We start from the raw sequence: 12,976 nt of genomic DNA on the forward strand, positions 1-12,976 counted from the left end.
GATATTATGAATATAACGACACGGTTTTGGGTTTCGTTAATCTTGTCATTACCAATGTTGCTTGAGATGATCCTAATGCCATTTACACACTGGATGTTACCAGGTGGACAAATGACAATGCTAATCTTAACGACGATTGTTATGTTGATATCGGCACGACCATTTTTATCTAGTGCATGGGCATCATTTCAAAAACACCATTCAAATATGGACACCTTAATTGCTGTTGGAACTGGTACGGCATACCTGTATAGTATTTATGCTATGTTTACAGGCAGAGCGGTTTTCTTTGAAAGTGCTGCTTTTGTCATTACGTTCGTGTTACTTGGTCAAGTCTTTGAAGAAAAAATGCGTCATAATGCTTCGTCGGCTATTGAAAAATTGATGGATTTACAAGCCAAGGATGCACTAGTAAAACGAAATGGTGAATTTGTCAGATTACCATTGGCAGAAATTGTCACAGGTGATTTAATCAGTGTTAAGCCTGGTCAAAAAATTGCGGTTGATGGTGAAATCGTGGCGGGTTCATCAACAATTGATGAAGCTATGGTTACTGGTGAAAGTATGCCAGTAAGTAAGCGCGTTGGTGATGATGTTATTGGTTCAACGATGAATATGTCGGGAAACTTTGTGTTTAAGGCTAAAAAAGTTGGTAATGACACCATGTTAGCGCAAATTGTTACGCTGGTTAAAAAAGCCCAATCAAGTCAAGCGCCAATTCAACAATTAACTGATCGTGTATCGGATGTTTTTGTTCCAATTGTGTTAGTGGTTGCAGTGTTAACCTTTTTAATTTGGTATGTTTTCATCGGTCATGATGTTGCTAATTCATTGATTTTTGCAGTGTCTGTTGTTGTAATCGCTTGCCCGTGTGCGCTTGGTTTGGCGACACCAACAGCGTTAATGGTGGGTACTGGACGCGGCGCTAAAATGGGCATTTTAATTAAAGATGGTGAAGTTCTAGAGCGGGCAAATGATATTGATACCGTTGTATTTGATAAGACGGGGACAATTACAGTTGGTCAGCCTAAAGTAACTGATATTATTGGGGAAAATCAGCAAGTATTAATGGTAGCTGCTCGTTTAGAAGCAGGCTCAGAGCACCCGTTAGCATTGGCAATTTTAGATGAAGCAGAGCGGCAAAATTTTGCAGTAACTAGTGTTGAAAATTTTGAGGCCTTATCTGGTAAAGGCGTACAGGCCTTGGTTGATGGTCAGCGAGCTTTTGTTGGTAATGAACGCTTGTTAACTGATTTTGAAGTAACCGATGATTTGAAGCGTAAAATGGCACAATTACAAGATGAAGCAAAAACAGTCGTATTAGTTGGCTTGCAACAAAAAATCATTGGGTTGATTGCTATTCAAGATACACCTAAAGAAACTTCTGAAACAGCGATGTCCTTATTAAAAGATCGCGGGTTACGCACAGTGATGTTAACTGGTGATAATGAACATGTTGCGCGAGCCATCGCAAATGAGGTTGGTATCGACGAAGTTATCGCAAATGTTCTCCCTGCTGAAAAAGCTGATCAAATTAAGGCTTTGCAGGTAGATCATACAGTTGCTTTTGTTGGTGATGGGATCAATGATGCGCCAGCATTAACGACGGCTGATGTAGGAATTGCCATGGGTGCTGGTACGGATATTGCGATTGATGCAGGGGGGATTGTCTTAGTCAAAAATGATTTACGAGACGTAAATACAGCATTGGCATTGAGCGAAAAGACGTTTAATCGTATTAAGTTAAATTTGTTTTGGGCCTTCGTCTACAATGTCTTGGGTATTCCAGTAGCAGCTGGTGTATTTTATAGTTTTGGGTTTATATTAAGTCCAGAAATTGCTGGTGTTGCCATGGCATTGAGTTCATTGTCAGTTGTGATTAGTTCAGTATTGCTGGGTAAAACAAAAATAGTAAACAATTATTAATACAAAACACTAAGTTTTCAAAAAATGGAAATTTAGTGTTTTTTTGTATATTCACAAGCTTAATGATTGGGAAATTATGTAAGCGTTTTTATTGTTAATTAATTCACAATAAACCGAATTTAGCCATTTTATGAAAGTTTGTGAACTAAAACAAAATCAAGCTTAAACGCCTAATTAATAACGTTTTATAGTTGACGTTTAGTTTATATTTGCTATAATTAACATTGTTCAGTAATGAGCAATACGATTAAATCAGAACAATCTGAGAGGTATAAATCATGACTACTATGAATAAAAAGAAAAAAGTGCTAACACCTGATGAAAAAGCTGCACATTATGCAGCTGCTGAAGAGATGACTAATAAATTAGTTGATCAAGCAGCAATCGCTTTACAAAAATTTGCAACCTATACACAAGAACAAGTTGATAAAATTGTTGCAGCGATGGCCTTAGCTGGTTCTGAAAATGCATTATTGCTTGCTCATGAAGCATATGAAGAAACAGGACGCGGTGTCATTGAAGATAAGGATACTAAAAATCGTTTTGCGTCTGAATCTGTTTATAACGCTATTAAAAATGATAAAACTGTCGGTGTTATTTCGGAAGACAAGATAGCCGGAAAAGTTGAATTAGCAGCACCTTTAGGCATTTTAGCTGGAATTGTTCCAACAACTAACCCAACCTCAACAGCAATTTTTAAGTCAATGTTAACCGCAAAAACAAGAAATGTGATTGTGTTTGCTTTTCATCCACAAGCACAAAAATCATCATCACATGCAGCTAAGATTGTTTATGATGCAGCCGTTGCAGCGGGGGCACCGAAGCATTTTATTCAATGGATTGAAACACCTTCAATTGATGCAACAAATACATTGATTAAAAACCCAAAGATTGCATCAATTTTAGCGACTGGCGGACCTTCGATGGTCAATGCAGCCTTACATTCTGGTAATCCATCAATGGGGGTTGGTGCTGGAAATGGTGCAGTCTATATTGATAAAACGGCTAACGTTGATCGAGCCGTATCTGATTTGTTATTGTCGAAACGTTTTGATAATGGTATGATTTGTGCTTCAGAAAATTCGGTTGTCATTGATGTTTCAATTTATGATGAGATGTTGCAAAAATTACAAGAACAAGGTGCATACTTAACGCCTAAGCAGGATTATCAAAAGATTTCTGATTTTGTCTTTAAACCATCAGCAGATGGCTATGGTGTCACAGGACCAGTAGCTGGTCGTTCAGGTCGTTGGATTGCCGAACAAGCTGGTTTGAAGTTGCCAGTTGATAAGGACGTTTTGCTATTTGAACTTGATAAAAAGCACATTGGGGAGCCATTATCATCAGAAAAGCTAAGTCCGTTACTCTCAATATATAAAGCACAAGATCGTGATGAAGCTGTTGAAATTGTACGCGCATTATTAAACTACCAGGGGGCAGGACATAATGCAGCAATTCAGATTGGTGCGCAAGATGATCCATTTGTAAAAGAATATGCAGACCGTGTTGAAGCATCAAGAATTTTGGTTAATCAACCCGACTCAATTGGTGGTGTTGGTGATATTTATACCGATGCATTACGACCATCACTAACGTTAGGAACTGGTACTTGGGGGAAGAATTCATTGTCGCATAATTTGTCTACGTACGATTTATTAAATATTAAAACCGTTGCTCGTCGTCGTAATCGCCCACAGTGGGTACGATTGCCTAAGGATATTTATTACGAGACAAACGCCATTACTTATTTGCAAGAATTACCAGATGTTGATCGGGCATTTATTGTTGCAGATCCCGGTATGGTAAAGTTAGGATTCGTTGATAAAATTTTAGATCAATTTGCATTACGTGAAGATCAAGTTAAGACATCATTTTATGGTTCAGTTAGCCCTGACCCAACTATTTCACAAGCAATTGATATTGCTCGTCAAATGGCTGATTTCAAGCCAGATACGGTTGTTTTGCTTGGCGGTGGTTCAGCATTAGATGCAGGTAAGATTGCCCGTTTCTTATACGAATATTCAGCAACTAAGCCTGGTATTTTATATGATGATGATGGTTTGAAGTCATTATTCCAACAATTAGCACAAAAATTTATGGATATTCGCAAGCGAATTGTGAAGTTCGAACATCAACGTTTAACACAAATGGTGGCTATTCCTACAACATCAGGAACGGGTTCAGAAGTTACGCCATTTGCGGTAATTACTGATGATGAAACACATGTTAAATATCCATTGGCTGATTATGAATTAACACCACAAGTTGCTATAGTTGATCCTGAATTTGTGATGACTGTGCCAAGTAAGACAGTTGCATATTCTGGAATGGATGCTTTGTCACACGCCCTAGAATCATATGTTTCAGTGATGTCATCTGAATTTACACGTCCTTGGGCATTGCAGGCCATTAAATTAATTTTTGATTACCTAGAAGCTTCATATCATTATGATGCAACGCAACCAACTAAGGAAGGTGAATTGGCACGAACAAAGATGCATTATGCATCAACCTTGGCTGGTATGTCATTTGGAAATGCGTTCTTAGGATTAAATCATGCAATAGCACATAAAACTGGTGGCGCTTTTGGATTACCACACGGACTAGCAATTTCAATTGCAATGACCAATGTGATCAAATTCAATGGTGTAACTGGTAACGTGAAGCGCACGCCTTTCCCACGTTATGAAACATATACGGCACAAAAAGATTATGCTGATATTGCTCGTCACATTGGTTTGACAGGTCAAGATGATGCAGAATTGGTAACAGCTTTAATTAATAAGATTAAAGAATTAGCAGGACATCTTGATATGGACTTAACGCTATCTGGTAATGGGGTTAAAAAAGAAGACTTTGATCGAGAATTGTCAGGGTTGATGGATTTGATTTATAATGATCAGACAACACCAGGAAATCCACGACAACCAAAGTTGAGCGAAATTAAACAACTATTAAATGAACAATTTTAAACATTAAATATGAATCAACGTACGACTATGCCAGTCATTAGTCGTGCGTTTTTTTGTTATAATAAATGCAATGAGAATTTAAAGAGGAACGGTGGCAAAATGAAATTTATATCATGGAATATCGATAGTATCAATGCGGCTGTTGAGCATAAATCTGCCCGTGGTGAAATGACGTGGCAGGTATTGCAAGATATTGCGGCACAACAACCAGATGTTTTAGCAATTCAAGAAACAAAACTAAAAGCAACGGGCTTAACTAAAGAACAAGCAACGGCGCTTGATGAGTTATTCCCTGGTTACCATCGGTATTTACGTATGAGCACGGGTCGTTCTGGTTATTCGGGAACGATGATGTTATCACGCCAAGAACCTATTAGTGTTACGTTACCAGAAATCGGTGCACCTGGTGAAATGGATATTGAAGGACGCGTTATTACACTTGAATTTGAAAACACCTATGTTTCCACAGTTTATACACCAAATTCAGGGAGCAGTCTAGCACGTTTGGATGATCGACAGGCTTGGGATGATGCTTATCGGGCATATATACAACAATTAGATGCACAAAAGCCGGTTATTTTTTCTGGTGATTTCAATGTTGCACACCAAGAAATTGATTTGAAAAACCCAAAATCAAACCATAAAAAAGCTGGCTTTACAGATGAGGAACGTGAGCATTTTGGCCGTTTGCTTGATGCGGGATTTACGGATACATTCCGTTATTTACATCCTGAAGAAAGCGGTGTTTATACATGGTGGGCACAGATATCAAAAACATCAAAAATCAATAATTCTGGTTGGCGTATTGATTATTATTTAACGTCAAATCGTTTAGCTAATCAGTTGTCTGAATTATCGGTTATTGATACAGGAGCACGCCAAGATCATGCGCCAATTATGTTAACGATGACGGATGATTTTAAAATATAATCATAAAAAGCGAGGCATAACAAGTATCTGTTTATGCCTCGCTTTTTTATTAATTAGGCAATAAAAAAACGTATCTACTTTATAAAAAGTAAATACGTTTACGTGTAATCAGATTACTGATCTCTAAGTATAGCCCAACAGGGAGTCGAACCCTGGATTCCGCGCTGAGAACGCGACGTCTTGACCACTTGACCATTGGGCCATGATGATAATATTTGTTAGCCGAAGCTATTTAGAAATAGCCCAACAGGGAGTCGAACCCTGGATTCCGCGCTGAGAACGCGACGTCTTAACCACTTGACCATTGGGCCAATATCATCACTTGTATATTAACAACAGTAATTAACTATACATGTAAAGTCTATAGCTGTCAATATGAATGTTTTATAAATCATAAATTTTATTAAATCATAATTGAAACTAGGCAACTTAATGAGTATTAATAAACTTAATGATACAATTATATATAACAGACTAACAGCAAAGAGGGATAAATAATGTCATTTAATTTATATTTTGTACGACATGGGCAAACAATTTTCAATCATTATGAACGTATGCAAGGATGGAGTAATGCGCCATTGACGGATAAAGGTATCTCAGACGGATATGCAGCTGGTGATCGTTTAGAAAACATTCGCTTTGACGGTGCTTACTCATCAGATTTGCAACGTGCCATTCAAACAGCTGAATTTGTTTTGTCACGTAATAAGCAGAGTGGTGATTTGAAAGAGCCGGAGCAATTACAACAATTCCGTGAACAATTCTTTGGCTTTTTTGAGGGATTACCTAGTAAAAAAAGTTCACAACTAGTTGCTGAAAAGAATGGCTTCCAAAACATGGATACTTATGGTGATCTAATGGCTAATTTAAGTCAAGATGAAGTCATGGATGCGATGCATGCGGCTGATCCAACTGGTGATGCTGAAGACGCACAGATGTTTTGGGTACGAGTAGAAAAAGGGCTAGAACAACTCCGTCGTAACACACGTGACGGTCAAAATGTCTTAATCGTTTCACACGGCACATTGATTCGTAATTTAGTGGCCAAGTATGCTTCACACGAACAAGCAGCTGAAAAGCCTGAAAACGGATCAATCACAATTTTTGAAGTTTCTGATGAAGGCATGAAGCTAAAAACTTATAACGATACAACAACGAAATGGTAAAACATATATGATAGAAAATGAGCAACATCCTAAACGCCAAGTTATTTTAGCAGGTTTAGATCAGCAAAATGAAAATTTTGACTATGAAATGACTGAATTGGCTAATTTAGCAGCGGCAAATAATATGATTGTTGTTGGCCAATTGATTCAAAAGCTGGAAAGACCTAATGCATCAACCTATTTTGGTAAGGGTAAAGTAACCGAATTAAAAGAAGCGTTAGAATATTATGGTGCCGAAATGGTGGTAACTAATGATGAATTATCACCATCACAAATTCGTAATCTTGAAGCTGGCACACAAGCCGATATCATGGATCGAACAGCCTTGATTTTGGATATCTTTGCATCACGAGCTAAAACAAAAATTGCTAAATTACAGGTTGCGATTGCACAACTAAAGTATCAATTACCACGTTTACGGACATCTATGAATGTTCGTCTAGATCAACAAACAGGTGGTGGCGGTGGTAGTTTTACGAGTCGTGGTGCTGGTGAAACCAAGTTAGAAATGAATCGTCGTCATATTCAACACCAAATTTCATTAATGCAAGCTGAATTAACGAACATTGAGGCTGATGATGAAACACGGCGTGCTTATCGTGCTAAACAAAGTATTCGTAATGTTGCTTTAGTGGGTTATACTAACGCAGGTAAGTCAACGATTATGAATGCCTTAGTAAAGCGATTTGGTGATAATAAAGAAAAAACAGTATTTCAAGCAGATATGCTGTTCGCAACGTTAGAGACGTCAGTGCGTAAAATTCAGTTACCAGATAATCAAAATTTCTTACTATCTGATACGGTTGGATTTGTGTCAAAGTTGCCCCATGGGTTAGTGGCAGCTTTCCGTGCAACATTAGCTGAAGCAGCTGATGCTGATTTGTTAATTCAAGTTGTGGACTATGCAGATCCACATTATCAAGAGATGATGGCGACAACTGCAAAAACATTAAAAGAAATTGGCGTTGGCGACATTCCAATGGTGACTGTTTATAATAAAGCTGATCAAATTCCGGAACAAGCATATCCTGATCGTACGGGTGATACGTTGATTTTATCAGCATTAGATTCAAAGTCACAAGATGCTTTGGTTGATGTTGTTAAAGAACATATTTTTGCTGACTATATCACAACAACATTGCATATTCCATTTAGTGACGGGCAACTTGTTAGTGAATTAAATGAGCAGGCAACGGTACATGAATTAGATTATGATGAGTCGGGGACAGTTATGAAAGTGACGTTAACCCCAATTCAAGTTGCTAGATTTGAAAAGTATCAAGTAAATGAATAATAATTAATGGTGACACTTAAAAGGCGCTGGCTAACATTCGAAGAGAAGTTAGCTAGCGCCTTTTTGATTTTTACTGCGGGTGTTTTCTGTTATGTGCCTTACGATAAAGAATGGCCAATAAGTAGTAATAGTCATGACGATACTAATGTTTATAGCTGTCAATGAAGTAAGGTATCATAAAGCATGTTACACCATATTATCTTGTCTTTTAAATATAAAAAGTTGCGTTCTCATAGTGGTAAACATTTTCTGAAAAATCAAATATTTCCCCACTAGTTGTATAAAATGTTTCTTGAACGGCTAGACCAAAACTACCTTGCGGCAAATTTAATTTATCACTTTCAAATGCAGTTAATTGCCGTACTTTAAAGTACTTATCAGAAAAGCCAACGTTGATTTGATAGGCATCTGAAATATGGTGAAAAATAGATGCTTTGGCAATTTCTTTATTTAGGAAGGGAACAAAATTAGTATTATAATTAGAAGTCTCAAAGCAGAAAATCTTACCATCCTGTGTTTTTAAACGTTGTACTTTAAATATTGGCGTGTCAATTGCACACTGTAAGTGACTAGCGACTGATCGTGTTGGATATGTTTTTTCAACAGTGACATCTGAATTATCTAATTTTGTTTTGGTGAAATCAGTTGTCCAACCGTGACTGACATTGAAGTTAATAAAATGCTCATCTGGAATATCACGTACGAAGGTCCCACTACCTTGTACTTGATAGATAAAGCCAGCCCGTTCTAGCTGATCTAATGCTTTCAAAACAGTTGTTTTACTAGCACCATATTCTTGAATTAGTTTAGTCAAACTTGGTAAGGGGTCACCTTGTTTGAGGTGATTAGATTTTATGAATGAAAATAATTGTTCTGCAATTTTTTGATATTTTAACATGCCCGCGCTCCTTTAGTGACTATATTATATCGAATATTAGCATTTTTAACAGAATAATGAAAGCGGTTGCAAAAGTGTGAATGCACTGTTATAGTGTACGTATACAATTTATTAATTAGATTTATCGAGGAGGAACTCATGGGACTTAAGTTAGCTGATAATTTTTTGTGGGGTGGTGCTATTGCGGCACACCAAGCTGAAGGTGCATGGAATAAAGACGGTAAAGGGGTTTCGATTGCAGATATTTTAACCGCTGGTGCCAATAATAAGCCACGCGAAATTACAGATGGCGTCATTGCAGGTAATAATTATCCTAATCATCATGGTATTTATTTCTATGATACGTATAAAGAAGATTTAGCTTTGATGGCTGAGATGGGTTTTAAGGCATTTAGAACTTCCATTGCGTGGACGCGTATTTTCCCAAATGGGGATGATGCTGAACCAAACGAAGCCGGCTTAAAGTTCTATGATGATATGTTCGATGAGATGAATCGTTTGGGGATTGAACCAGTGATTACGTTAAATCACTTTGAAATGCCTTATCACTTAGTCAAAGAGTATGGTGGTTGGTCAAATCGTAAAGTGATTGATTTCTTTGTTAAGTATGCAACCACAGTCTTTACACGTTATAACGGTAAAGTGAAGTATTGGATGACGCATAATGAAATATCAAATCAAGCTAATTTAGATGATGATATGATGAGCGAATTCATGATTTGGACAAATTCAGGATTGCAGTTTAAAAAGGATGCAACAGCAACTGAAAAGCTGGCTGGTATGGTCCAAGCAGCACACTATGAGTTGGTTGCAAGTGCTAAGGCTGTTCAGATTGGGCATGCGATTAATCCTGAGTTTGTTATTGGTGGTATGTTGAATGTTGCCCCATTATATCCAGCTTCACCTAAGCCTGCTGATATGTTGGCCACACAAAAGGCACGTCAGTTGCATGACTGGTTTTCGGATGTTCATATCCGTGGGACTTATCCAGCTGAATTTGAAGCATTTGCTGCACGTACCGGTTATCGTTCCGACATTACACAAGCTGATCGTGAGGTTTTAAAGGCTGGTAAAGTTGATTACCTGGCAATTTCTTATTATAACTCAACTGTAATCAAGGCAAAAAGTGATGCAGATACTGATTTTGAGGATGTTCAGGGTTATGAAGTGGTACAAAATCCTGAAGTACCTGTTTCGGATTGGGGATGGGCAATTGATCCACAAGGGTTGCGTTATACCTTGAATGAATTGAACGATCAATACCCAGGATTACCAATCATGATTGTTGAAAATGGTTTTGGTGCTTATGATGACGTTATTGATGGTAAGGTGCATGATCAATATCGTATTGATTATTTGAAAGCACATATTGCTGAAGTTGAAAAAGCAGTTGTAAAAGATGGTATCCCAGTTATCGGTTATCTATCATGGGGACCAATTGATATTGTGTCAGCTGGTACCGGTGAAATGAGTAAGCGATACGGGTACATTTATGTTGATTTGGATGACATGGGTGAAGGGTCAGGTAAGCGTCTACGTAAGGACTCGTTCGATTGGTACAAGCAGGTTATTGCTTCTCATGGTACCGATTTATAATTTTAAAAGAGGATAGAAAAATGGCAGACAAGAAAATTATGCTAGCATGTGCAGCAGGGATGTCAACATCATTGTTAGTGACAAAGATGCAAGAAGCAGCTAAGGCAGGAGGCAAAGATTATGAAATTTTTGCCAAGTCAACGGCTGATATTGATAATGAGTTATCATCTAGTGACAAGCCAGATGTTTTGTTGCTTGGTCCACAAGTTAGCTTTATGAAGAAAGAAGTTAAAGCCAAGACAGATGCAGCAGGTATTCCAATGGATGTTATTAATATGATGGATTACGGCATGATGAAAGGTGACAAAGTTTTGGCTACTGCTGAAGCATTGTTGTAGTAATTTTGATTGGGGGACTTAGACATGGATGACGCACGTATGGAAGTTGTCATGGGATTGATTATGCATGGTGGTAATGCTAAAGGTCAAGCTTACCAAGCCATTCAACTTGCTAAAGATGGCAAATTTGATGAAGCTGATGAGGCGATTGCAGCTGCTAGTCAAGAATTAAAAGCGGCGCATGATGTACAAACAGATATGCTAACGAAAGAAGCGCAAGGTGAGCATACTGAAATCGATTTGTATATGGTACATGGTCAAGATCATTTGATGAATGCAATTACGTTTAAGGATATGGCTGTTGAACTAATTGCTTTGATGAAGCGCGTTTAAGGATATGGCTGTTGAACTAATTGCTTTGATGAAGCGCGTTTCAGAGTTGGAGGACAAATAATAATATGAGTTCAGGTTATAAAATGCCCGATGGTTTTCTTTGGGGTTCTGCAGTTGCCGCACACCAATTAGAAGGAGCTTGGGATGTTGATGGTAAGGGTGTCTCAATTGCTGATGTGATGTTAGCAGGTAACAAAGATACACCACGTGTTGTAACCGACACAGTTGAACCAGGCGGGAACTACCCTAACCATCGAGGAATTGATTTTTATCATACGTATCCACAAGATTTTAAGATGATGAAAGAATTGGGATTGAAGGCTTTCCGTACTTCAATTGCGTGGACACGTATTTTTCCAAATGGTGATGAGGCGGAACCCAATGAAGCTGGTTTGCAGTTTTATGACAACATGATTGATGAAATGTTGGCTAACGATATTGAACCAGTTATCACACTCAGTCATTTTGAAATTCCTTACCATTTGGTAACAGAGTATGGTGGCTTTAGTAATCGAAAGGTTATAGACTTCTTTGTTAAGTTTTCTGATACAGTTATTCGGCGTTATGGTGATCGTGTCAAGTATTGGATGACATTCAATGAAATTACTAATCAGACAGCATGGATGGATCCGCATCCAATGTTGCAAAATTCTGGCTTGAAAGATTATAAGGAAGATGAAGCACAGGAATTAATGTATCAAGCTTCACATTATGAGTTAGTCGCTTCAGCATTGGTAACCAAGCATGCCCATGAAATTGCGGCTGAGCTACATGCTGATATCCAGGTTGGTTGCATGTTGTCAATGAATCCTGTTTATCCAGCATCAACAAAGCCTGAAGATATTCTGATGGCACAGCGTGCAATGCAAACGCGGTATTACTGGGGTGATGTTCATGCAAATGGTCATTATCCGAACTGGTTAAAGAATTTCTGGCAACATAAAGGCTTCCATTTAGATATAACTAAAGAAGATGAAACAATTTTGGCAGAAAACACAGTTGATTATGTGGCATTTTCTTACTACATGTCATGGACAGTATCAGATACTGGTGATGAATGGTTAGAATATAATGAAGACGAAAACCATGGTGATAATCCATTTTTGGAGAAATCTGATTGGGGATGGCAAATCGACCCCGTAGGTATTCGCTGGGCAATGAACTGGATGTGGGATCGTTGGCACAAGCCAATGTTTATTGTTGAAAACGGTTTTGGTGCTTATGATAAGTTAACTGAAGACAACCAAATTCATGATGATTATCGTATTTCATACTTCCAACGTCATATTAAGGCAATGGAACAAGCTGTTGCGTTAGATGGGATTCCACTTTATGGCTATCTACCATGGTCAGGTATTGATGTTGTATCTGCTTCAACAGGTGAGATGTTAAAACGTTATGGTTTTATCTATGTTGATTTAGATGATATGGGCGAAGGAACTGGTAAACGATATTACAAGGATTCGTTCAAGTGGTATCAAAAAGTTATTTCATCAAATGGAGCTGACTTAGGTTAATGT

General features: G+C 38.0%; 10 protein-coding genes and 2 tRNA genes. 9 read left to right on the forward strand and 3 right to left on the reverse strand.

The window, feature by feature from the left end; genetic code table 11:
• Nucleotides 1-6: 6 nt before the first annotated feature.
• The 3 genes from FFM55_RS01100 to FFM55_RS01110 all read left to right on the forward strand — a co-directional run bounded on the left by FFM55_RS01100 (nt 7) and on the right by FFM55_RS01110 (nt 5,828).
• Nucleotides 7-1,926: a copper-translocating P-type ATPase gene (locus FFM55_RS01100; protein WP_081839272.1), complete on the forward strand. Its 1,920-nt coding sequence runs from the start codon at nt 7-9 to the stop codon at nt 1,924-1,926.
• 278 nt (nt 1,927-2,204) lie between these two features.
• Nucleotides 2,205-4,898, forward strand: coding sequence for a bifunctional acetaldehyde-CoA/alcohol dehydrogenase (gene adhE, locus FFM55_RS01105; RefSeq protein ID WP_042492005.1), 2,694 nt, complete (start codon nt 2,205-2,207; stop codon nt 4,896-4,898).
• Nucleotides 4,899-4,997: 99 nt separating this feature from the next.
• Complete coding sequence (locus FFM55_RS01110; RefSeq protein ID WP_137600379.1) at nt 4,998-5,828, forward strand: exodeoxyribonuclease III; 831 nt, start codon at nt 4,998-5,000, stop codon at nt 5,826-5,828.
• Between the two features lie 130 nt (nt 5,829-5,958).
• Here the strand turns inward: FFM55_RS01110 and FFM55_RS01115 are convergent.
• Nucleotides 5,959-6,030 (reverse strand) — tRNA-Glu (locus tag FFM55_RS01115).
• Between the two features lie 37 nt (nt 6,031-6,067).
• Nucleotides 6,068-6,139: transfer RNA gene (locus FFM55_RS01120), tRNA-Glu, on the reverse strand.
• Nucleotides 6,140-6,325: 186 nt separating this feature from the next.
• Between FFM55_RS01120 and FFM55_RS01125 the strand changes: the two genes are divergently transcribed.
• Nucleotides 6,326-6,997, forward strand: a complete 672-nt coding sequence (locus FFM55_RS01125; RefSeq protein WP_137600380.1) for a histidine phosphatase family protein — start codon at nt 6,326-6,328, stop codon at nt 6,995-6,997.
• A 7-nt stretch (nt 6,998-7,004) separates the two neighbouring features.
• The gene (hflX, locus tag FFM55_RS01130) at nt 7,005-8,291 is read left to right on the forward strand and encodes a GTPase HflX (protein WP_042492001.1); all 1,287 of its coding nucleotides are present in this window, start codon (nt 7,005-7,007) and stop codon (nt 8,289-8,291) included.
• Nucleotides 8,292-8,499: 208 nt separating this feature from the next.
• Here the strand turns inward: hflX and FFM55_RS01135 are convergent, their stop codons facing one another.
• Nucleotides 8,500-9,189: a GntR family transcriptional regulator gene (locus FFM55_RS01135; protein ID WP_137600381.1), complete on the reverse strand. Its 690-nt coding sequence runs from the start codon at nt 9,187-9,189 to the stop codon at nt 8,500-8,502.
• 138 nt (nt 9,190-9,327) lie between these two features.
• Between FFM55_RS01135 and FFM55_RS01140 the strand changes: the two genes are divergently transcribed.
• The 4 genes from FFM55_RS01140 (at nt 9,328) to FFM55_RS01155 (ending at nt 12,973) form a co-directional block, all read left to right on the forward strand.
• Nucleotides 9,328-10,785 (forward strand): 6-phospho-beta-glucosidase, encoded by a 1,458-nt coding sequence (locus FFM55_RS01140; RefSeq protein ID WP_042491998.1) that lies wholly within the window; start codon nt 9,328-9,330, stop codon nt 10,783-10,785.
• 20 nt (nt 10,786-10,805) lie between these two features.
• Nucleotides 10,806-11,123, forward strand: coding sequence for a PTS sugar transporter subunit IIB (locus FFM55_RS01145; protein WP_042491996.1), 318 nt, complete (start codon nt 10,806-10,808; stop codon nt 11,121-11,123).
• Between the two features lie 24 nt (nt 11,124-11,147).
• Nucleotides 11,148-11,456, forward strand: a complete 309-nt coding sequence (locus FFM55_RS01150; RefSeq protein ID WP_137600382.1) for a PTS lactose/cellobiose transporter subunit IIA — start codon at nt 11,148-11,150, stop codon at nt 11,454-11,456.
• Nucleotides 11,457-11,521: 65 nt separating this feature from the next.
• Entirely contained in the window at nt 11,522-12,973 is a 1,452-nt protein-coding gene (locus FFM55_RS01155) for a 6-phospho-beta-glucosidase (RefSeq protein ID WP_042491991.1), read from the forward strand.
• The last annotated feature ends 3 nt before the right edge of the window (nt 12,974-12,976 follow it).

This window comes from Weissella sagaensis (assembly GCF_005405285.1).
GTDB lineage: Bacteria > Bacillota > Bacilli > Lactobacillales > Lactobacillaceae > Weissella > Weissella sagaensis.